The sequence below is a fragment of the Micromonospora sp. NPDC048907 genome (assembly GCF_055586885.1).
Genome location: NZ_JBVJHI010000003.1, coordinates 597,958 through 618,648, shown reverse-complemented (window position 1 = coordinate 618,648; position 20,691 = coordinate 597,958). Strand labels below are relative to the sequence as shown.

General features: G+C 74.1%; 21 protein-coding genes. 13 read left to right on the top strand and 8 right to left on the bottom strand.

The window, feature by feature from the left end; genetic code table 11:
• Nucleotides 1-51 precede the first annotated feature (51 nt).
• From ACZ6PY_RS12375 to ACZ6PY_RS12350, 6 genes are all read left to right on the top strand, one after another.
• Nucleotides 52-654, top strand: coding sequence for a helix-turn-helix domain-containing protein (locus ACZ6PY_RS12375; protein ID WP_466071577.1), 603 nt, complete (start codon nucleotides 52-54; stop codon nucleotides 652-654).
• Nucleotides 651-1,346: a hypothetical protein gene (locus tag ACZ6PY_RS12370; protein WP_466071575.1), complete on the top strand. Its 696-nt coding sequence runs from the start codon at nucleotides 651-653 to the stop codon at nucleotides 1,344-1,346. Before ACZ6PY_RS12375 ends, ACZ6PY_RS12370 begins: the two co-directional genes overlap by 4 nt.
• A 72-nt stretch (nucleotides 1,347-1,418) precedes the next feature.
• A complete protein-coding gene (locus ACZ6PY_RS12365) occupies nucleotides 1,419-1,739 on the top strand; it encodes a DUF2516 family protein (protein WP_262282872.1) in 321 nt (106 codons plus the stop codon).
• Entirely contained in the window at nucleotides 1,736-2,623 is an 888-nt protein-coding gene (locus tag ACZ6PY_RS12360; RefSeq protein WP_466071573.1) for an alpha/beta fold hydrolase, read from the top strand. Before ACZ6PY_RS12365 ends, ACZ6PY_RS12360 begins: the two co-directional genes overlap by 4 nt.
• Before the next feature lie 11 nt (nucleotides 2,624-2,634).
• Nucleotides 2,635-3,372 carry an alanyl-tRNA editing protein gene (locus tag ACZ6PY_RS12355; protein ID WP_466071571.1) on the top strand — a complete coding sequence of 246 codons (738 nt, stop codon included), beginning with the start codon at nucleotides 2,635-2,637 and terminating at the stop codon, nucleotides 3,370-3,372.
• A 75-nt stretch (nucleotides 3,373-3,447) separates the two neighbouring features.
• Nucleotides 3,448-4,362: an SDR family oxidoreductase gene (locus tag ACZ6PY_RS12350; protein WP_466071569.1), complete on the top strand. Its 915-nt coding sequence runs from the start codon at nucleotides 3,448-3,450 to the stop codon at nucleotides 4,360-4,362.
• On the opposite strand, the gene ACZ6PY_RS12345 is transcribed toward ACZ6PY_RS12350, so the two are convergent.
• Nucleotides 4,353-5,345, bottom strand: a complete 993-nt coding sequence (locus ACZ6PY_RS12345; protein WP_466071567.1) for a helix-turn-helix transcriptional regulator — start codon at nucleotides 5,343-5,345, stop codon at nucleotides 4,353-4,355. The genes ACZ6PY_RS12350 and ACZ6PY_RS12345 overlap by 10 nt on opposite strands.
• 102 nt (nucleotides 5,346-5,447) lie before the next feature.
• Between ACZ6PY_RS12345 and ACZ6PY_RS12340 the strand changes: the two genes are divergently transcribed.
• The 6 genes from ACZ6PY_RS12340 (at nucleotide 5,448) to ACZ6PY_RS12315 (ending at nucleotide 11,973) form a co-directional block, all read left to right on the top strand.
• Nucleotides 5,448-6,191, top strand: coding sequence for an ABC transporter ATP-binding protein (locus tag ACZ6PY_RS12340; protein WP_466071565.1), 744 nt, complete (start codon nucleotides 5,448-5,450; stop codon nucleotides 6,189-6,191).
• Nucleotides 6,188-8,722: an ABC transporter permease gene (locus ACZ6PY_RS12335; RefSeq protein WP_466071563.1), complete on the top strand. Its 2,535-nt coding sequence runs from the start codon at nucleotides 6,188-6,190 to the stop codon at nucleotides 8,720-8,722. Before ACZ6PY_RS12340 ends, ACZ6PY_RS12335 begins: the two co-directional genes overlap by 4 nt.
• A 62-nt stretch (nucleotides 8,723-8,784) precedes the next feature.
• The gene (locus ACZ6PY_RS12330) at nucleotides 8,785-10,008 is read left to right on the top strand and encodes a sensor histidine kinase (RefSeq protein ID WP_466071561.1); all 1,224 of its coding nucleotides are present in this window, start codon (nucleotides 8,785-8,787) and stop codon (nucleotides 10,006-10,008) included.
• Entirely contained in the window at nucleotides 9,996-10,640 is a 645-nt protein-coding gene (locus tag ACZ6PY_RS12325; protein WP_466071559.1) for a response regulator transcription factor, read from the top strand. Before ACZ6PY_RS12330 ends, ACZ6PY_RS12325 begins: the two co-directional genes overlap by 13 nt.
• A 24-nt stretch (nucleotides 10,641-10,664) precedes the next feature.
• Nucleotides 10,665-11,459: an EI24 domain-containing protein gene (locus tag ACZ6PY_RS12320; protein ID WP_466071557.1), complete on the top strand. Its 795-nt coding sequence runs from the start codon at nucleotides 10,665-10,667 to the stop codon at nucleotides 11,457-11,459.
• Between the two features lies 1 nt (nucleotide 11,460).
• On the top strand, nucleotides 11,461-11,973 hold the full coding sequence (locus ACZ6PY_RS12315) for an O-acetyl-ADP-ribose deacetylase (RefSeq protein WP_466071555.1): 513 nt from the start codon (nucleotides 11,461-11,463) through the stop codon (nucleotides 11,971-11,973).
• A 28-nt stretch (nucleotides 11,974-12,001) separates the two neighbouring features.
• On the opposite strand, the gene ACZ6PY_RS12310 is transcribed toward ACZ6PY_RS12315, so the two are convergent.
• From ACZ6PY_RS12310 to ACZ6PY_RS12280, 7 genes are all read right to left on the bottom strand, one after another.
• Nucleotides 12,002-12,907, bottom strand: coding sequence for a GNAT family N-acetyltransferase (locus tag ACZ6PY_RS12310; RefSeq protein ID WP_466071553.1), 906 nt, complete (start codon nucleotides 12,905-12,907; stop codon nucleotides 12,002-12,004).
• Nucleotides 12,908-12,955: 48 nt separating this feature from the next.
• On the bottom strand, nucleotides 12,956-13,963 hold the full coding sequence (locus ACZ6PY_RS12305) for a LacI family DNA-binding transcriptional regulator (RefSeq protein WP_466071551.1): 1,008 nt from the start codon (nucleotides 13,961-13,963) through the stop codon (nucleotides 12,956-12,958).
• Between the two features lie 19 nt (nucleotides 13,964-13,982).
• The gene (locus tag ACZ6PY_RS12300; protein WP_466071549.1) at nucleotides 13,983-15,350 is read right to left on the bottom strand and encodes a GH1 family beta-glucosidase; all 1,368 of its coding nucleotides are present in this window, start codon (nucleotides 15,348-15,350) and stop codon (nucleotides 13,983-13,985) included.
• The gene (locus tag ACZ6PY_RS12295; RefSeq protein WP_466071547.1) at nucleotides 15,347-16,180 is read right to left on the bottom strand and encodes a carbohydrate ABC transporter permease; all 834 of its coding nucleotides are present in this window, start codon (nucleotides 16,178-16,180) and stop codon (nucleotides 15,347-15,349) included. Before ACZ6PY_RS12295 ends, ACZ6PY_RS12300 begins: the two co-directional genes overlap by 4 nt.
• Nucleotides 16,177-17,166 (bottom strand): carbohydrate ABC transporter permease, encoded by a 990-nt coding sequence (locus ACZ6PY_RS12290; protein WP_466071546.1) that lies wholly within the window; start codon nucleotides 17,164-17,166, stop codon nucleotides 16,177-16,179. Before ACZ6PY_RS12290 ends, ACZ6PY_RS12295 begins: the two co-directional genes overlap by 4 nt.
• A gap of 71 nt (nucleotides 17,167-17,237) precedes the next feature.
• The gene (locus tag ACZ6PY_RS12285; protein ID WP_466071544.1) at nucleotides 17,238-18,548 is read right to left on the bottom strand and encodes an ABC transporter substrate-binding protein; all 1,311 of its coding nucleotides are present in this window, start codon (nucleotides 18,546-18,548) and stop codon (nucleotides 17,238-17,240) included.
• Between the two features lie 199 nt (nucleotides 18,549-18,747).
• On the bottom strand, nucleotides 18,748-19,503 hold the full coding sequence (locus ACZ6PY_RS12280) for a maleylpyruvate isomerase family mycothiol-dependent enzyme (protein ID WP_466071542.1): 756 nt from the start codon (nucleotides 19,501-19,503) through the stop codon (nucleotides 18,748-18,750).
• Between the two features lie 70 nt (nucleotides 19,504-19,573).
• Between ACZ6PY_RS12280 and ACZ6PY_RS12275 the strand changes: the two genes are divergently transcribed.
• Complete coding sequence (locus tag ACZ6PY_RS12275; RefSeq protein ID WP_466071540.1) at nucleotides 19,574-20,665, top strand: UDP-N-acetylmuramate dehydrogenase; 1,092 nt, start codon at nucleotides 19,574-19,576, stop codon at nucleotides 20,663-20,665.
• Nucleotides 20,666-20,691 lie beyond the last annotated feature (26 nt).

Here is a 20,691-nt window from a genome sequence, read left to right as displayed (position 1 = left end):
CTGGCAAGCATTTTGCTTGCAGCAGCTAGCAGCGCGGGCTAGCGTGGAGTCATGGCCACCAGCAAGGACCTTCCCGACGTCGGCGGGTTCATTCGCGACCTGCGCCGCAACGCGAAGATCTCGCTGCGGCAGCTCGCCGAGCAGGCCGGCGTGAGCAACCCGTACCTGAGCCAGATCGAGCGCGGCCTGCGCAAGCCGAGCGCCGAGGTGCTCCAGCAGCTCGCCAGCGCCCTGCGCGTCTCCACCCCGGCCATGTACCTGCGGGCCGGGCTGCTGGACGACAAGGAGGGGCAGGGCGTGCTCGCGGCGATCGCCGTCGACCCCGAGCTGACCATGGCCCAGAAGCAGTCGCTCACCCAGATCTACGAGACGTTCCGCCGGGAGAACGCGCGCCTCGCCGAGGCGACCGCGACGGCCCAGGCGGCAGCCGAACCGGCCGAACCGGCCGCTGCGCCGGAGGCCCCGGCCACCGTCGCGCCGGCCGCGACCGGCCCCACGACACCGGACGGCACCCCGACCGAGGCGGTCCTCGAGTCGGTCGCCGTCACCGAGGCGGGCCACGCGCCCGCCCCGACCACCGCCGTCCCCCAGAAGAAGACCGCCCGCAGGGTGGTCCGGAAGGCCGCCGGTGCGGCCGAAGAGGAGCAGTCATGACCCCCCAGCCGAAGACCAACCGCATCCCGGCCCCCGTCTACGCCGCCGCCGGTGCCGGCGAGCTGGCCCTCCAGCAGCTGCGCAAGCTGCCCACGGTGGTCGGTGACCTCGGCACCCGGGTCGTCGCCGACCTCGGTGGCAAGGCCGTCATCACCGGTTTCGAGCTGCGGCAGAAGGCGACCGAGACGCTGCGGACCGCCAACCTGACCGCGACCGGGCTCCGGGAGAAGGCCGGCTCGGCCGACCTCGACCTGGACAAGCTCCGCGAGGCCGCCAACCTGGACAAGCTCCGGGAGACCGCCAACCTGGACAAGCTCCGCGAGGCCACCAACCTGGACAAGCTCCGGGAGGCCGCCGGCCGCAACGCCGCCGCCGTGCTGGCGGGCGCGCAGGCCGCGCAGGAGCGCGCCCTGGCCGCGTACGCCGAGCTGGTCGCCCGTGGTGAGCGGGTCGTCGGTGCGGGCGTGCTGGAGGCCGCCGACACGGTGAACGCCGACATCGAGGCGACCGAGGCCGTCACCACCCCGGCCGCCCCGCCGGCCGAGGTGCCCACCCCGGCCGAGGTGGCCGAGGTCGTCGAGGCCAAGCCCGCCGCCGTGAAGCGGACCCGGGCCACCAAGGCGACCGCCGCCAAGGCCACCCCGTCGGCGAAGCTGCCGAAGACCACGAAGCGGACCCGCCCCGCCGAGTGAGTCGAACCTGGACCGAGACCCCGGACGCCGTCCTGTCGGACGTTTCCGGGGTCTCGGCATAAGCTTGCCGACATGGCCTACGCCGCGCCGCTCTTCTTCGACGACGTCCGCCTCGTGATCGAGCTGATCCTGCTCGTGTTCGCTCTGGTCATCGAGGCTGTCTCCCTGGTGCACGCGATCACCCAGCGCTCCGACGCGTTCGCGGCCATCGGCACCCTGCCCAAGGGCGGGTGGATCGCCATCCTGGCGGTCTGCATGGTGCTGACCCTGCTCGGCGTCGGGGGTGGCGTGCTGAGCATCTTCGGCCTGATCGGCATCGCGGCGGCGCTCATCTACCTGCTCGACGTCCGGGTCGGGCTGCGCGACCTGCACGACGGCCGAGGCTCCTGGTGAGAGGCTTCCGCTGGCCACCACCGCCCGACGGCGGTCCCCGCACCTGGGGCCCCGGCCCCGGCGCGCCCCGCACCGGCCGGCCGGCCCTGCCGGAGCCGGAGACCGAGCTGGTCACCACCCCGCACGGCGTACGCCTGGAGCGGCTGGTCACCGGCACCGGTGACCCGGTCACCGTGTTCGCGCACGGGCTGGGCAACGGGATCGCCACCACCCGCCCGTTCGGGAGCGGGGTCACCGGCCGGCGGGTCTTCTTCCAGTTCCGCGGGCACGGCCGGTCCGACTCGCCGCCCGGCCCGTGGAGCTACCTCGACCTGGCCCGTGACCTCCGCGCCGTGGCCGACCTGGGCGGCGCCACCCGGGCCTTCGGGGCCAGCCTCGGCGCCGGGGCGCTCTGCCGCCTGCTCGCCGAGAGCCCGGACCGCTTCGAGAAGCTCGTCTTCTTCCTGCCGGCCGTGCTGGACACCCCGCGCGGCGAGGCGGCCCGGACCCGGCTCACCGACCTGCTCGACGCCGTGGCCGACGGGGACGCCTCCGCGCTGGCCGACGTGGTGTCGCTGGAGCTGCCGCCCTCGGTCCGCAACACCCCGGCCGGCTGGGCCTACCTGCGGCAGCGGCTCGACCAGCTGCTCCGGGACGGGCTCGCGCCGGGCCTGGCTAGCCTGCCCGAGCAGGCCCCGCTGCGCGACGCCGGGGTGCTCGCCGGGGTCACGGTGCCGGCCCTGGTGATCGGCTGCGCGGGCGACGACCTGCATCCGGTCGCCGTCGCCGAGCAGTTGGCCGCCGCGCTGCCCCGGGCCACCCTGCACGTGTACGACCGGCCGGGCGTGCTCTGGACGGAACGCGCCGACCTGCGGGAGCGGATCTCGGCGTTCCTCAACGGGTAACGTCGGCGGTCATGGGCGTCACACACCACGGCCGCACCCACCGTCTCGACCTCGCCGACCCCACCCTGCGGGAGTGGCGGTGCACGGTGCTGGCGGCCGATCCCGAGCAGGGCATCGTGCTGGACCGGTCGGCCTTCTATCCCGGTGGCGGCGGGCAGCCGCCGGACCACGGGGTGCTGCTCTGGCAGGGGGTGCAGACCCGGATCGTGGGCACCCGGAAGGGCGACGACCTGTGGCTCATCCCGGCCGAGGGTGACCCGCTGCCGCCGGTCGGCACCGCCGTCGGCGGCGCGGTCGAGGACGCCCGGCGGACCATGCTGATGCGCACCCACTCCGGCCTGCACGTGCTCTGCGGGGTGGTGTTCCGCGACTTCGGCGCGCTGGTCACCGGCGGGAACATGGAACCGGGCGAGGCCCGGATGGACTTCAACCTCCCCGAGGTGCCACCGGACTTCAAGGCCCGCATCGAGGACCTGGTCAACGCCGAGGTCGCGGCGGACCGGTCGGTCGCCGTCCGGGTGCTGCCCCGGGCGGAGGCGCTGGCCCTGCCGGACATCATCCGTACCCAGTCGAACCTGATCCCGCCGGAGGAGCAGGAGGTGCGGATCGTCGACATCGTCGGGCTGGACGTGCAGGCCGACGGGGGCACCCACGTCGCCTCCACGGCCCAGATCGGCAAGGTCCAGGTGGTCAAGGTGGAGAGCAAGGGCCGCGCCAACCGCCGGGTGCGGGTGCGCCTGGCGGACTGAGGCCGGCCGGAGCGGTTCGCGTGACGCTGCCGAATCCGGACCTCCGCTGTCAGGTATCGGTGCCACGGTGGTCACATGACGACACCGCTGACAGGGAAGATCGCGCTCGTTGCCGGCGCGACCCGGGGCGCCGGGCGGCAGATCGCCGTCCAGCTCGGCGCCGCCGGGGCCACCGTCTACGCGACCGGCCGTTCCACCCGGGAGCGCCGCTCGGAGATGGGCCGGTCGGAGACCATCGAGGAGACCGCCGAGCTGGTGACCGCGGCCGGCGGCACGGGCATCGCCGTGGCCGTCGACCACCTCGACCCCGAACAGGTCCGCCGCCTGGTCGCGCGGATCGACGCCGAGCAGGGCCGCCTCGACGTGCTGGTCAACGACGTGTGGGGCGGCGACCCGCTCATCACCTGGGACAAGCCGGTCTGGGAGCAGCCCCTGGACGCCGGCTTCCGGCTGCTCCGGCTGGCCGTGGACACCCACATCATCACCAGCCACTTCGCCCTGCCGCTGCTGGTCCGCAACCCGGGCGGCCTGGTGGTCGAGATCGGCGACGGCACGAAGGAGTACAACGACACCGAGTACCGGGTCTCGCTCTTCTACGACCTCGCGAAGGTCTCGGTGAACCGGCTCGCCTTCAGCCAGGCGCACGAGGTGGCCCCGCACGGGTGCACGGCGGTCGCACTCAGCCCCGGCTGGCTGCGCTCGGAGGCGATGCTGGAACTGTTCGGCGTCACCGAGGCCAACTGGCGCGACGCGGCGGCCGGACAGCCGCACTTCGTCATGTCGGAGACGCCGGCCTTCGTGGGGCGCGCGGTGGCCGCCCTGGCCGCCGACCCGGACCGGGCCCGCTGGAACGGGAAGTCCGTGGACAGCGGCGGGCTGGCCCAGGTGTACGGCTTCACCGACCTCGACGGCACCCGCCCGCACTGGGCGCGCTACTACGAGGAGGTGGTGCGGCCCGGTAAGCCGGCGGACGACACCGGCTACCGCTGACCGTCCTCCGGCTCCCCGGCGTAGAGCGCGGCCGCGCGGCGGGCCGCCTCGGCGCACCGGGCCCGCAGCTCCGGCGGGTCGAGCACCTCCACCTCGGGGCCGAGCGCCAGCAGTTGGGCGTACGCCACCTCGACCGACTCGACGGGCAGCCGGAGCACCACACGGCCCTGCCCGTCGGGCGGGCCGGCGGCGGCGACCGCCTCGACGTGGACGAACGGGGCGTCGACCAGGTGACGCAACGCGCGCAGCCCGGCCGGGGTGAGCCGCACGGTGACCTCGGCCCGGAGAATCTCCCGCAGGAACGCCCCGGCCTGCTCCCGCCAGTACGCCCCGAGGTCGAAGCCCTCGTCGCGTTCGAAACCCTCCCCGCTCACCTCGACGCCGACCACCCGGTCCACCCGGTACGTCCGCCACCCGTCGCCGACCCGCCCAACCAGGTACCAGACGCCGTTCTTCAGCACCAGCCCGTACGGCGCGACCGACCGGGTCACCTCCCGCTCGCCGCGCCGGTAGCGCAGCTCGACCCGCCGGTCCCGCCAGACCGCCCGGGCCAGTTCGGCCAGCCACGGCGGCGGGTCGGACTCCCGGAACCAGCCCGGCACGTCCAGGTGGAACCGCTGGCCGGTGCGGGCAGGCGCGTCCCGCAGGCTCGGCGGCAGCGCGGCGAGCACCTTCAGCTCGGCGCCGGCCACCGCGTCGGCCAGCCCCATGTCGCCGGCCGGGCCGGGCAGCCCGGCCAGGAAAAGCGCCTCCGCCTCGTCCCGGGTCAGCCCGGTCAGCCGGGTCCGGTAGCCGCCGAGCAGGCGGTAGCCACCAGCCCGGCCGCGGTCGGCGTAGACCGGCACCCCGGCGGCGGAGAGCGCCAGCACGTCCCGGTAGACCGTGCGCTCGGAGACCTCCAGCTCGCGGGCCAGCTCGGCGGCGGTCATCGTCTCCCGTGACTGGAGCAGCAGGATCAGCGAGATGAGCCGGGACGCGCGCACCCGCCCATCCTGCCCGGCCTCCGTCGCGGTAGGGCTGTCCCCACCCCGGAGATACGAGGTGACCGTGTGTTGCCCGGGCCGCCCGGTGACGAGGCTGGGGGCATGCGAAATCACGTAGCTGGCGGGCCGGTCGTCGAACTGGTCGATGTGGTGCGGAGCTATGCCGGCGGCAGCGGGACGCCCGCGCTGGCCGGTGTCACGGTCGCCTTCACGGCCGGAACGTTCAACGCGGTCATGGGACCGTCGGGGTCGGGGAAGTCCACACTCCTGCAGTGTGCCGCCGGCCTGGACCGGCCGGACGGGGGGCAGGTCCGGCTCGCCGGGCAGGAGCTCGGGAGGCTGCGCGAGCCGAAGCTCACCCAGGCCCGCCGCCGGCGGGTGGGCTTCGTGTTCCAGTCGTACAACCTGATGGAGTCCCTGTCGGTGTGGCAGAACGTGCTCCTGCCGCAGCGGCTCGCCGGCACCCGGCCCGACCGGGCGTGGGCCCGGGAGGTGCTGCACCGGGTCGGCCTGGCCGGCCGGGAGGACGACCGGCCCGGGCAGCTCTCCGGCGGGCAGCGGCAGCGGGTGGCGCTCGCCCGGGCGCTCGCCGCGCGACCCGAGGTGATCTTCGCGGACGAGCCGACCGGAGCCCTCGACCTCGGCGCCGGCCGGGAGGTGCTCGCGCTGCTGCGCGAGGCGGTGGACGACCTGCGTACGTCGGTGGTGATGGTGACCCACGACCCGGCGGCGGCCGCCTGGGCCGACCGGGTCGTCTTCCTCGCGGACGGCCGGGTGGTCAGCGAACTGGCCCAGCCGACGGTGGAGACGGTGGCCGCGCGCATGACGGCGGTGACGGCCGCATGATCCGCCTCGCGATCGGAACGCTGCGCCGCCACCGGGGCGCGTACCTGGGCACCTTCCTCGCCGCGCTGCTCGCCGTGGCACTGCTGGCCGGGGCCGGCCTGCTGCTCTTCTCGGTGCTCACCGCCGCCCCGCCGGCCGACCGGTTCGAGGCCGCCACGGCGGTGATCTCCGGCGCCCGTGAGATCACCCTCACCACGACGAGGGAGAAGCACAAGAAGGGCAAGACCAAGACGAAGACCAAGACGAAGACCGAACGGCTCAGCGGTGCGGGGACGCTGCCCGCGGACCTCGCGCCCAGGCTGGCCGCGCTGCCCGGGGTGGCCCGGGTGGTCCCGGATGCCGCCTTCCCCGTCGAACTGGCCACCGCCGCCGGGCCGCTGCGCGGCGCCGACGCCGCCCCGGTGATCGGCCACGGCTGGTCGTCGGCCGCGCTGACCCCGTACCGGCTGCGTGCCGGGCACCCGCCGGCGGCCGGCGAGGCGGTCGTGGACGCCGACCTCGCCGCCCGGGGCGGCCTCACCGTGGGGGACGAGGTCCGGATCACCACCCGCACGGGAGTACGCAGCCTGCGGCTGGCCGGCATCGCCGCCCCGGCCGGGCGGGACGCGCTGCCCGCCCAGGGGGCGCTCTTCCTCGCCGACGGTATGGTCGCCACGGTCTCCGGCCTGGCCGGACCCACCGCGGTGGCGGTGCTGGCCCAGCCTGGAGCCGATCGGGCCGCCCTGCTCGCGGCTGTCCGGGCCGGCGTCGGGGAGGCGCCGGTGCTGACCGGGGCGGACCGGGTCCGCGCCGACCTGCCCGGGGCGCTGCCCGACTACATCGGACCGATCTCCGTCTTCGGCTTCACCATCGGCATCACCGCCTTCGCCGCGATCTTCGTGCTGACCGGCACGGTGGCGCTCGGGGTCCGGCAGCGGCTGCGCGAAATGGCGCTGCTGCGGACCATCGGGGCGACCCCGCGCCAGCTACGGCGGCTGCTCGGGGTGGAGAGCCTGGTCCTCTCCGCCGTCGCCGCGCTGCCCGGGCTGCCGCTCGGCGTGCTCGTCGCGCACCTGGTTGCGGCTCGGTTCCGGCACCTCGGGGTGGTGCCGGCTCAGTTCACCGTGCGGGTGAACCCGGTGGTGCTGTTGCTCGCCGGGTTCGCCGGGGCGCTTGTCACCCTGGTCGCCGCGCGGTTCGCCGGCCGCCGGGCGGTCCGGATCGCGCCGGCGCAGGCGCTCACCGAGACCGCCGTCGCGCCGCGCGGCGGGATGCTGGCCCGGGGCGTCGTCGCCCTGGTCGCCGCGGCCGGCGCGGTCGCCGTGCTGACCTTCGTGCCGCTCGGTGGTCCGTTCGGCATGGGCATGACCTTCATCTCGTCGGCGCTGCTGCTCTGCGCGGTCGCCGCGCTCGGCCCGCTGCTGGTCCGCCTGGTCGCCGCGGTGCCCCGGCGGCTCAGCGCCGGCACCGGGGCGGCCGGCTGGCTGGCCGCCGCCACCACCCGCGCGGAGGTCCGCCGTACCGCCGCCGTGGCCGTGCCGCTGGTGCTGATGTTCGCGATCAACGCGCCGCTGCTGCTCAACGGCGAGTTGCTCACCCGGCTGGCGGGCGACCAGCAGGCGGCGCGGCTCGCCGGGGCCACCACCCTGGTGACCGGCGCGACCGGCCTGCCGCTGGACACCGCGGCGCGGGTGGCCGCACTGCCCGGCGTCACCGGGGCGGTGGCGACCGTGCCCACCCGCGTGGTGCTCGCCCAGGGCGGCAAGCCTCAGGACTACGCCGCGCAGGGTCTGCTGCGCACCGGCGCGGACGGCGCTCTCGACCTGGCGGTCGAGTCCGGCGCGCTGGCCGGGGACGGCACGTTCGCGGCCAGCACCGACCTGGCCGACGCGTACGGCTGGCGGCTCGGCGACGAGGTGCCGCTCTGGCTCGCCGACGGGGAGCGGGTCGTCCTGCGGCTCTCGGCCCGCTACACCCGGCATCGCGGATTCGGCGAGCTGACCCTGCCGGCCGGCCTGGTCGCCGCCCACGATCCACGCGGCCTGGTGACCATGGTCGCCCTGCGGCACCCCGACGGCGCGGTGGCCGAACGGGTCCGGCAGAGCTGGCCCGACCTGCGGGTGGTGCCGTCCGCGGCGGCGACCCGTACCGACGACGGCAACCAGCAGGGCGCGTGGGAACTGCTCGTGGCGGTCTCGCTAGGTTTCGTCGCGATCGCCGTGGTGAACACGTTCGCCATCTCGGCGGCCGCCCGCCGGCGGGAGTTCACGGACCTGCGGCTGGCGGGTGCGACCGCCCGGCAGGTGCACCGCCTGGTGGACCGGGAGGCGCTGATAACGGTGACGGCCGGGCTGGCCCTCGGCATCGCGGTCACCAGCGCGGTGGTCGTCCCGTTCAGCGTCGCTCAGGACGGGGTGTTCCGGCTCGTGGTGGCGCCCGCGACGTACCTGGTCCTGCTCGCCGGGGTCGCCGGTCTGGGGCTGGCCGCGGGCGCCCTCCCGGTCCGGTTCGTGCTCCGGCGCCGTGACCTGCCGGCCCTCGGGGACCGGTGACCGTACGCTCCCGGGCCGTCGCCGGCACGTCGGCGGCGGCCCGGGCCGCTACGATCCGCCGGGTGACGACGGCGACCGCCCGGAGTGTGGCGTACCTGGCGGCCGGGATCCTGGCCGGTGCCGCCGGATTCGCCTGGACGGTGGCCGCGCTGGTCACCGTCGCCCTGCTCGCGGTGACCCAGCTCGGCGGCCCGGTGTTCCTCGGCGCAGCCTGGTTGACCCGCCGGCTCGCCACCGCCGAGCGGCACCGGGCCGGCTGGGTGCTCGGCCGGCCGGTGGACGAGCCGTACGAGCCGGCGGCGCCGGGCACGGTGCGCGAGCGGGTCGCCGCCGTGGCCCGCCAGCCGGCCACCTGGCGGGACCTGGCCTGGCTGGTGCTGTGCTTCCCCGTCGGGCTGGTCACCGGGGTGGTGGGGACGGTGCTGACCGTCGTGCCGGTGGCTACCGCCCTCGCGCCCGCCTGGCTGTGGGCGGTGCCGAACGGGAACGCGCCGTGGCCGCTGCGACCCCTGCTCACCACCACGCCGGGCCGGTTCGCGCTCGCCGCGATCGGACTCCTGGTCCTTCCGGTGGCGGCCTGGCTGGTCCGCACGCTCGCGCGGGGCGTGGCGTCCGGCTCGCGGGCCCTGCTGGCGCCCGGCGCGCACCTGCGCCTCGTCAACGAGGCGGCCCGGCTCGCCGAGACCCGCGCGCGGGTCGTCGACGCGCAGGCCGCCGAGCTGCGGCGGATCGAGCGCGACCTGCACGACGGCGCGCAGGCCCGGATCGTGGCGGCCGGCATGACGCTGGCCCTGGCGGCCCGGAAACTGCGGGCCGGCGGCCCCGCCGTGTCCGACGTGGACCTGGCCCGGTCCCAGCTCGACGAGGCACTGGCGGAACTCCGCCGGCTGGTCCGGGGGATCCACCCGCCGATCCTCACCGACCGGGGCCTGCACGCCGCCCTCGCCGCCCTCGCCGCCGACAGCCCGCTCGACGTCAGCCTGTCCGGCGATCCGGACGCGCGCCATCCGGCCGCGGTGGAGTCGGCGGCCTACTTCGTGGTCGCGGAAGGGCTGGCGAACGCCGCCAAGCACGCCGAGGCGTCCCGCTGCACCATCGTCCTGGCCCCGGGCACGGGCACGCTGACGGTGCGCCTGACCGACGACGGGAAGGGCGGCGCCGACCTCGCGGGCAGCGGGTTGGACGGGCTGCGCCGCCGGGTCGAGGCGCTGGACGGCACGTTGACCCTCACCAGTCCACCGGGCGGTCCCACCGTCCTGCACGCGGAGCTGCCATGCGCATCGTGATCGCCGAAGACCTGCTGCTCCTCCGGGACGGGCTCGTGCGACTGCTCACCGACACCGGGCACGAGGTGGTGGCCGCGGTCGACAACGCCGACGAACTGCTCGGCGCCGTCGAGCGGCACCGGCCCGACCTGTCCCTGGTGGACGTCCGGCTGCCGCCCGGCTTCCGGGACGAGGGGTTGCGGGCAGCGCTCCGGCTGCGGGCCGGCGGGCGGGACACCCGGGTGCTGATCCTGTCGCAGTACGTCGAGCGGGCGTACGCCGCCGAACTGCTGGCCGACGGTCGGGGCGGGGTGGGCTACCTGCTCAAGGACCGGGTGACCGCGCTGGACGACTTCCTGGACGCGGTGGACCGCGTGGCGGCCGGCGGGACGGTGATGGACCCGGAGGTGGTGCGCCAGCTCTTCACCCGCAACAGCCGGCGGTCCGGCGTCGATGCGCTGACCCCGCGGGAACGCGAGGTGCTGGGGCTGATGGCGCAGGGGATGTCGAACTCGGCGATCTGCGCCGCCCTGGTGCTCGCCCCGGTGAGCGTCGAGAAGCACATCACCAACATCTTCGCCAAGCTCGACCTGCCGCCGGCCGACGACGCGCACCGTCGGGTCCGGGCCGTGCTCGCGTACCTCAACGGGTGATCCACCGGACTAGGCTCTGCGGTCGTGGACGCACCCCGCCTCGCCGCGCCCGTGACCGGCGCCGTCACCCGTTTCCTCGCCGGCGCCGGCCTGCTGCTGCGTGGTCTCGGCCTCTACGTCCGCAGCCCCGGCCTCATGCTGCTCGGTATCGTGCCGGCGCTGATCTCCGGCGTGCTCTTCGTGGCCCTGTTCGCCACCCTGCTCTACTTCGTGGACGACCTGGCCGCGCTGGTCACCCCGTTCGCGGACGACTGGTCGGAGACCTGGCGAAGCCTGGTCCGGGTGGCGGCCGGGCTGGCCGTCGTCGGGCTGGCCGGCCTGCTCGGGGTCCTCACCTTCACGGCGGTCACGCTGGCCGTGGGCGACCCGTTCTACGAGAAGATCTCCGAGCGGGTGGAGGACCGCCTCGGCGGTACGCCCGGTGCGGTCGAGGTGCCCTTCTGGGCCTCGCTGCGGCGCAGCATCCTCGACTCGGTGCGCCTGGTGGCCATCTCCGCGCTGGTCGGCGTACCCCTCTTCGTGGCCGGTTTCATCCCGGTGGTCGGGCAGACGGTGGTCCCGGTGGTCGGCGCCCTGGTGGGCGGCTGGTTCCTCGCCCTGGAGCTGGTGGGCGCGCCGTTCTACCGGCGCGGCATGCGACTGCCGGAGCGGCGGTCGTTGCTCAGGGCGGACCGGCCGGCCACCCTGGGCTTCGGGGTGGCGGTGTTCCTCTGCTTCCTGATCCCGCTCGGCGCGGTGCTGGTCATGCCGGCCGCCGTGGCCGGGGCCACCCTGCTGGCCCGCCGGGCGCTCGGGCAGTCCGTCGTCGAGGAGGGGTGACATGGAGACGGTCCTGATCGAGGGGGACATCACCGCGCAGCAGGTCGACGCGATCGTCAACGCGGCGAACTCCTCGCTGCTCGGCGGCGGGGGCGTGGACGGCGCGATCCACCGCGCGGGCGGGCCGGCCATCCTGGAGGAGTGCCGGGCGCTGCGTGCCTCCCGCTACCCGGACGGGCTGCCCACCGGCCAGGCGGTCGCCACCACGGGCGGACACCTGCCGGCCCGCTGGGTGGTGCACACCGTGGGGCCGGTCTTCTCCCCGCGCGAGGACCGGTCGGTGCTGCTGCGCGACTGCTATGCCAACAGCCTCCGGATCGCCGACGGCCTGGGCGCGGCGCGCGTCGCCTTCCCGCTGATCTCCGCGGGCATCTACGGCTGGCCGGTCGAGGACGCGGTGGCGCAGGCGCTGGCCGCGCTGCACGCGGCCACCCCGAGGTTCGTGACCGAGGCCCGGCTGGTGCTCTTCGGCGCCGACACCTACGCGACCGCCGTCCGGGTCGCCGCGGGCTGAACCCCGGAGGACGACCTGTTCGCCGGGCTCAGGTGAGGTCGCGCACGCAGGACCACTGGCTGCCGACCGGCCGGTAGCCGAGCCGGGCGTTGATCGCCAGCATCGGCCCGTTCGCCTCGTCGTTGGAGGTGTACGCGGTGCGTACCCCGGAGGTGGCGGCCCGGTGCAGCGCCGCCTGCTTCGCCAGCCGGGCCAGCCCCCGGCCACGGTGCTCCGGGACGGTGCCGGTGAAGTCCGACCACATCCGGTCGCCGTCCCGCTTGACCAGGCTGACGGCGGCCAGCGTGCCGTCCACCTCGACCAGCGTGCTGGCACCCTTGTCCAGGCCCACGTTCTCCCAGACCTCGTGGTGCCAGGTGTCGTAGCCGAGCGCGTCGGTCGGGACGTCGCCCGGCTCGTCCCGCGATGCCTCGGCGTCCACCTGGTGGATCCGGCGGGGGTCCACCTCGGCGGCCGACAGCAGCCGCACGCCGGGCGGCGGCTCGGGCATCGGCGGGGCGGGCCGGAGGTCCAGCGCCGAATAGCGCAGCTCTCGACTGGACGTGAAGCCGTGCCGCCGGGCGAACGGCAGGGAGTCGGGCTGGGCCCAGGTGAGCACCCGCTTCGCGCCGAGCAGGCGCAGGTGGTCGAGCGCGGCCTCCAGGAGGGCGGTGCCGAGCCCCCGGAGCCGGTGCGCCGGGTGGACGTGCAGGGTCGACACCTCCCCGACGTTCGCCGTCGAGGTGGCGCTGTTCCGGTACGCCGACACCCAGCCGACCACCTGCCCGTCCGCCTCCGCCACCCAGGCCGCCCAGTCCTCGCCGGGTGGCGGCTGGGCGATCATGCGGCGGGTCGACTCGACGCCGCGCACCAGGTACGGGTGGACGACGGTGCGCAGCGCCACCACACCGGGTGCGTCGTCGGGGCGGGCAGGTCTGATCGGGTCCTCGGTCATCCGGCCGACCCTAGAGCCGCCGACCGTCCCCGGCGACGGGTTTACGGCTCAGGCGGAGTCGCGGACGACCAGTTCGGTGGGGAGCAGCAGGGCCTGCTCGACCTGCTCGCCCGCGGCGATCCGGAGCAGCTGCCGGGTCATCGCCCGCCCCAGCTCCACTATCGGCTGCTTCACGGTCGTCAGCGGCGGCTCGGTGTACGCCGCCGTCTCGATATCGTCGAACCCGATCATCGCCACGTCGTCCGGCACCCGCCTGCCGGCCTCCCGCAGGGTGCGCAGCGCGGCGTGCGCCATCAGGTCGGACGCCGCGAACACCGCGTCCAGCTCCGGGTCGGCGGCGAGCAGTTGCCGCATGGCCGCCGTGCCCGACTCCCGGGTGAAGTCGCCGTACGCGATCAGCTCCGGCAGGCCGGCCGCGGCGACCGTCTCCCGGTAGCCGATCAGCCGCTCGATGCCGGCGACCATGTCCTGCGGCCCGGCGATGGTGGCGATCCGCCGCCGACCGTTCGCGATCAGGTGGCGGACCGCCTCGGCCACCCCGCCGACGTGGTCGACGTCCACGTACGGCACCTGGGCGCCGTCCAGCGGGCGCCCGCTGCACACCACCGGGATGCCGAGCTCGGCCAGCCGCCCGGGAAGGGGGTCCTCGCCGTGCAGGGAGGCGAACAGCACGCCGTCGACGTGCCGCCCGGTCGTGTAGCGCTCGACCCGCTCGTGGCCGGCCGGCGAGCCGGCCAGCATGAGCACGAGCTGCTTGTCCGCCGCCTCCAGCTCCTGGGCCGCGCCGCGGATGATGCCGGGGAAGACCTGGTCGTCGGAGAACACCCGGGTCGCCGCCTCGGGCAGGACCAGCGCGATCGAGTCGGTGCGCTGGGTGACCAGGCTGCGGGCGGCGAGGTTCGGGACGTACCCCAGTTCCGCCACGGCCCGGCGGACCGCCTGCTGGATCGGCTCGGCGACGGTGGTGGAGCCGTTCACCACCCGGGAGACCGTGGCCCGGGACACCCCCGCCCGTCTGGCCACCGCCTCCAGGGTCGGTCGCTGCGCCGTCGTCATCCCCGTCACCACCACCTCGTCACAGCCCGTTCCGGGAGATCACCTCCTGGTACCAACGGGCGCTCTCCTTCGGTGTGCGCCGCTGGGTCAGGTAGTCGACGTGGACGATCCCGAACCGCTTCCGGTAGCCCTCGGCCCATTCGAAGTTGTCCAGCAACGACCATACGAGATAACCGCGCAGGTCGACGCCGCGGGCGACGGCGTGGTGCGCGGCGCGCAGGTGCCCGTCGAGGTACGCGATCCGGTCGGTGTCCGCCACCCGGCCGGTCCCGTCGGTGTCCCGGTCGGGGAAGGCCCCGCCGTTCTCCGTGATGATCAACGGTAGCCCCGGGTGATCGGTGGCCACCCGCTCCAGCAGCCGGGTGAGGCCGGCCGGCTCGATCATCCATCCCGTGTCGGTGAGCGGCCCGACCGGCGGCCGGAACTCGACGGCGCCCGCGGTGCCCGGGTACGCGCTGTTCCCCGCGCCGCCCGGCCGGCCGGCCACGTAGGTGGGCGAGTAGTAGTTGATTCCGAGCAGGTCGAGCGGCCCGGCGATCAGCTTCTCGTCCCCGTCCCGGAGGAAGTCCGGCTGGACGATCCGGCTCAGGTGGGCCAGCACGTCGTCGGGGTAGCCGGCGCCGGTCAGCGGGTCCAGGAAGATCCGGTTCTGCAGGCCGTCGACCAGCCGCACCGCGGCGGCGTCCGCCGCGCTGCCGGCGTCCGCCGGCCGCACGTCGGCCAGGTTGAGGGTGATCCCGACGACCTCCGCGCCGGCCGCGCGCAGCGCCCGGGCCGCCAGGCCGTGCCCGAGCAGCAGATGGTGTACGGCCCGGAAGGCCGCCCCCGCGTCCCGCCGGCCCGGCGCGTGCACCCCGTTGCCGTAGCCCAGGTACGCCGAGCACCACGGTTCGTTCAGCGTGGTCCAGGTGCGGACCCGGTCGCCGAGGCGCTGGTGTACGGCGAGGGCGTGGTCGGCGAAGTGCTCGGCGGTCTCCCGGACGGTCCAGCCGCCCCGGTCCTCCAGCGCCTGCGGCAGGTCCCAGTGGTAGAGCGTCACGAACGGGTCGATGCCCCGGGCCAGCAGGGTGTCCACCAGCCGGTCGTAGAAGTCCAGGCCGCGCGGGTTGACCGGCCCGGTGCCGTCGGGCCGGATCCGGGGCCAGGCGACCGAGAACCGGTACGCCCGCAGCCCCAGGTCCGCCATGAGCGCGACGTCCTCGGCGTACCGGTGGTAGTGGTCGCAGGCCACGTCGCCGGTGTGCCCCTGGAACACCCGGCCCGGCGTACGGCTGAAGGTGTCCCAGATGGACGGGCCGCGGCCGTCCTCCCGGGCGGCGCCCTCGATCTGGTAGGCGGCGGTGGCCGCGCCCCAGACGAAGCCCTCGGGGAATCGGAGTTCGGTCATGCCTTCACGGCACCTTCCATGATCCCGCCGATGATCTGGCGGCCGAACGCGACGAACACCAGCAGCAGGGGCAGGGTGGCGATGGCCGTCCCGGTGAACACCTGCGACATGTCCTGGTAGTAGCCGTCGGACAGGGCCCGCAGCGACAACTGCACGGTCGGGTTCTCCGGATCGTTGAGCACCGCGTACGGCCACAGGAAGTCGTTCCAGGTGGTCATGAAGGTGAGCAGGCCCAGCACGGCGGCGGCCGGGCGCAGCGCCGGAAGCACCACGTTCCAGTAGATCCGCGCGGTGTTGCAGCCGTCCATCCGCGCGGCCTCGATCAGTTCGGTGCTGACGGCCTGGCCGGCGTACTGGCGCATCATGAACACGCCGAACCCGGTGACCAGCGCGGGCACGATGACCGCCGGCAGCCGGTCGTTCCAATTCAGCTTCGTCATCAACAGGTACAGCGGGATCACGCCGAGCTGGGTGGGCACCATCATGGTGGCGACGATGACCAGCAGCAGCGCGTTGCGCCCGCGGAAGCGCAGCTTGGCGAAGGCGAACCCGGCCAGGGTGGAGAAGAAGACGACGGAGACGGTGACCGTGCCGGCCACGATCGCCGAGTTGATCAGTCCGGTGAGGAAGTAGGCGTCGGTGTTGTCGAACAGCCGGGCGATGTTGGCCCCGAGGTTGCCGCCCGGGGTGAGCGGCGGCGGTACCTGGCCCATCGCGTCGCTGGTTCGGCTCGCCACCACGAACATCCAGTAGATCGGGAAGATCGACATCAGGGCCGTGACGGCCAGCGCCAGGTAGGTGAGCCGGCCGGCCGACCAGAGGCGGGTCATCGGGTGTCCTCCTTGCGCGCGCCGCCGCCGAGCCGGCGGAGGAGCAGGACGTTGACGCCCGCGACCACCGCGATGAGCGCGAAGAGCAGCCAGGCGATCGCCGAGCCGTAGCCGAAGTTGTAGTGCGGCGCGAAGGCGTTCTCGAACATGTACATGGTCACGGTCTGCGACTCGCGCAGCGGCCCGCCGCGGATCGCGTTGGTGCCCGAGTTGAACAGGCGGGGCTCGGTGAAGAGCTGGAGGCCGCCGATGGTGGAGATGATGACCGCGAAGACGATCGTCGGCTTGAGCAGCGGCACGGTGATCGACCAGAACTGCCGGGCCCGGCCGGCGCCGTCGATGGCCGCGGACTCGTAGAGGTCGCGCGGGATGGCCTGCATGGCGGCCAGGAAGATCAGCGCGTTGTAGCCGGTCCACCGCCAGTCCACCATGGCGGAGATGGCCACCCAGGAGGCGAGCCGGTTGGCCTTCCAGTCGATGGCGTCGACGCCGACGTGGTCGAGCAGCCAGTTGATCATGCCGAAGTCGCGGCCGAAGAGCACGGCGAAGACGATCGCCACCGCGGCCGTCGAGGTGACGTTCGGGATGAGCACCGCCATCCGCCAGGTGGTCCGGGCCCGGAGCTGCCGGTTGAGCAGGTTGGCCAACCAGAGCGCGAGCAGCAGTTGCGGGACCGTGGAGATGACGAAGATGCCCAGGGTGTTGACCACCGAGTGCCAGAAGTCCGGGTCGGCCAGCAACTCGCTGTAGTTGTCGAGCCCGACGAACGGGTGGTCGGCGCCGAGCAGGTCCCAGTCGTGCAGCGAGACCCAGAAGGTGTAGGCCAGCGGGTAGATCCCGAAGACCCCGAAGAGCAGGAAGAACGGGGCGATGTACAGGTAGGGCGAGTACCTCGTGTCGAACCGGCTGAGCCGGACGCCCCGGGAGGGGCGGGTGGTGCCGGGCGCCGGTGCGACCGGTGGCCGGGCGTCGAGCTGGACTGTCATGGCCCGGGACTCCTTTCCGCCGTGCGGGCGGCACCCCGTCGACCGGGGACCGCCCGCACGCCTGGCTCGGGTTACTTGGCAGCGGCCTTCTTGGCGTTGCCGACCGCATCGGCCCAGCCCTGCTCCGGGCTGCGCTTGCCCAGCTCCACCGAGCGGACGGCGTTCTCCACCTCGGTGCGGACGGCCTGGTTCTTCGGGCCCATGTAGACGGGCTTCAGGCTCTTGGCACCCTCGGCGAAGATCCTGCCGACCGGAGCCGCCGAGAAGTACGCGTTCGTCGAGTCGACGACGGCCGGGTCCGCCAGCGCCTGCGGCGAGGAGGGCAGCGGGCCCTTGGCCTTGAACGCGCCGATCTGGCCCTTGGCGCTGGTCAGGAACTTCGCCAGCTCGATCGCCTCGGCCTGGTGCCTGCCCTGCTTCGGCACCGCGAGGAAGGAGCCGCCCCAGTTGCCGCCGTTGCCGGGGACCTGGGCGATGTCCCACTTGCCCTTGGCGCCCGGGCCGGCGTTGCCCTCGATGACACCGGTCATCCAGGCCGGGCAGGCGATGGTGGCGAACTTCGACTGCTTGAACGCGGAGACCCACTCCTCCGACCACGACCCGTACCGGCCGGACAGGCCGGAGTCGATGATGTCCATGGTGGTGTCGTACGCCTGCCGGACCGCCGGGTTGCTGTCGACGACCAGCTTGTCGGCGGTGTCGTAGTAGCTGTAGCCGGTGGTGTTGCCGGCGGTCTGGAGCAGGATGGTGTTGAACGTGTTGGTCGCGGCGTCGAGGAACGAGGCGCCGGTGTTCTTCGCCTTGAACTGCTCGCCGACCTTGATGTAGTCCGGCCAGGTGGGCCAGAGCTTCGAGACGGCCTCGCGGTCGGTGGGCAGCCCGGCCTTGGCGAACAGGTCCTTGCGGTAGCACATGGCCATGCCGCCGACGTCGGTGCCGAGGCCGATGAGCTGCTTGCCGTCGGCGGTGAGCCCCTGGTTCCACTTCCAGTCGAGGAAGTTGCCCTTGAGGTCGGCGGCGCCGTGGTCGAGCAGGTTGACGAAGTTCTGCGGGTTGGCCTTGTACTCGACGAGCAGGCCCTCCTCGATGGCGACGATGTCGCCCGCGCCCTTGCCCGCGGCGAGCCACTGGGTGAGCTTCGGCGAGTACTCGTCCAGGTTGCTGCCCGTGCCCCGCTCGACGATCTTCACGTCGGGGTGGCTGGCCATGTACTCCTTGTAGAGCTCGTCGTAGCCGAACTGGCCGAAGACGTCGACGGTGAGCGTGACCGGGCCGCCGGCGGCGGCCTCGTCGTCGCCGCCCGCGCAGGCGGTGGCGCCCAGCAGGGCGGTGGTGGCGACCAGGGCCACCGCGGCCAGGCGGCGGCGGGTGAAGGTGACCATCTCTTATCTGACCCCTCTACGTGTATCGGGTGGTGGCGGGCGGTTCCGGTACTGAGAGAGCGCTCTCACGACAGGGTGGTGGCTGCCCCGGACGGTGTCAAGCGAGCGCTCTCAGAGCGTCCGGAAAAAGGCGGAGAGTGGCGCTCCGGTGGGAAACGCCGCTCTCCGCCCGATGTCCGCAGGACCCCCCCCGGCGGGGTCAGCCCACCCGCAGCCCGTCGAGCAGGCGGCGGTCGCCGGCCACCCCGAGGGCGTCGAAACTGATCCGGCCCATCACCGCCAGCAGCAGGTCACTCGCGGTGCCGGTGAGCTGCGCCCGGGCGTGGTGCTCGTCGTGGTCGAGGATGGTCGCGGTGTCCAGCAGGGCCATGCCCTCGCCGCGCAGCCGCAGGTACCACTCCTGGGCGGCGTCGGTCGCGGTCAACTGGACCACCCCGTGCCACTGGCCGGGCTGGACCCGCCGGCCCGCCGGCAGCCAGGTGTCCAGCACCTCGCCCACCCCGTCGGCCGCGAGCTTGGCCTCGATCGGCTCGCCCGCGCCGATCGCGAGCTGGGCGTCCCAGCGGTGCACCGCGGTCTCGTGCGCCATCCGGCGCGGCCAGAACGCCGCCTTCTTCGGCTGCGGGGCGAAGTTCCACGCCGGGGCCTCCGGATCCAGCGCCTCGAAGACCGCCAGAAGCCGCTCGTGTTCCTGGCCGTACCACTGGGCCGGCGTGAGGCCGGCCGGCGGCTCCGGGTCGTGCCGCTCCGGCCGGCTGGTCGTCCCGGCGGTCACCACCGTGCGGGCCCAGACGTACGTCCTCGTGAGGTGACGGGCGAGGTCGGAGACCGTCCAGCCGGGACAGGACAGCACCGGGGTGTCGGGGGGTGCCTCGGCGACGGCGGCGGCGAAGGCGGGACCCTCCGTCCGCAACGCGCCGATCCAGAAGTCCTTCGTGCCGTGCAGTCTGCTCATCGCAATCCTCCCGGGGGTGACCGGGCCACCAGTGGGTGCCGCGGCTACCCCTCAGCCTAGGGTGAGAGGCGTGTCAGACGTCTACGCCGAACCGACGACCGGAGCCGACCCGACCGACCCGGCCACCCTGGCGCGGTACACCACGCTGCGCCTCGGCGGCCCCGCCGGGCGGCTGGAGATCGCCACCAGCGCCGACGAGATCGTCCGGAAGGTGCAGGAGGCGGAGGCGCGGGAGCAGGCCGTCCTGCTGCTGGCCGGCGGCAGCAACGTGGTGATCGGCGACCAGGGCTTCCCGGGCGCCGTCGTGCTGATCCGCTCCCGGGGCTTCCAGGTGGTCGCCGAGGACGCCGACACCGTCACGGTACGCGTCGAAGCCGGCGAGCCCTGGGACGACCTGGTCGCCGCCACCGTCGAGCGCGGCTGGTCGGGGCTGGAGTGCCTCTCCGGCATTCCCGGCTCGGCCGGCGCCACCCCGATCCAGAACGTCGGCGCGTACGGCCAGGAGGTGGCCGAGACGATCACCGGCGTGGAGGCGTACGACCGCACCCGGCGCACCGTGGTCCGCATCCCGGCGGCGGACTGCGGGTTCGCGTACCGGGGCAGCATCTTCAAGTACAGCGACCGCTGGGTGGTGCTCTCGGTCGACTTCCGGCTCACCCGTTCCCCGCTCTCCGGCCCGGTGCGCTACGCCGAGCTGGCCCGCGCGCTCGGCGTCGAGGTGGGCGACCGGGTGCCGCTGGGGGACGCCCGGGCCACCGTGCGGCGGCTGCGCGCCGGCAAGGGCATGGTGCTCGACCCGCAGGACCCGGACACCTGGTCGGTGGGCTCGTTCTTCACGAACCCCGTGCTGGAGCCGGAGGCGTACGAGCGGCTCCGGGAGCGTGCCGCCGACCTGGGCGAGCCGCCGTCCTGGCCGTGCCCCGGGGACCTGGTCAAGGTGAGCGCGGCCTGGCTGATCGACCGCGCCGGTTTCGGCAAGGGCTACACCGGCCCAGAGGGCGTCGCCATCTCCACCAAGCACACCCTCGCCCTCACGAACCGCACCGGCACGGCCAGCAGCGCCGCCCTGATCGCCCTGGCCCGCGAGATCCGCGACGGCGTGCAGGCCCGCCTCGGCGTCACCCTGCACCCCGAACCGGTCCTGGTCAACTGCGCCATCTGACCCCCGGCTGCCCCCACCCCGGGTCC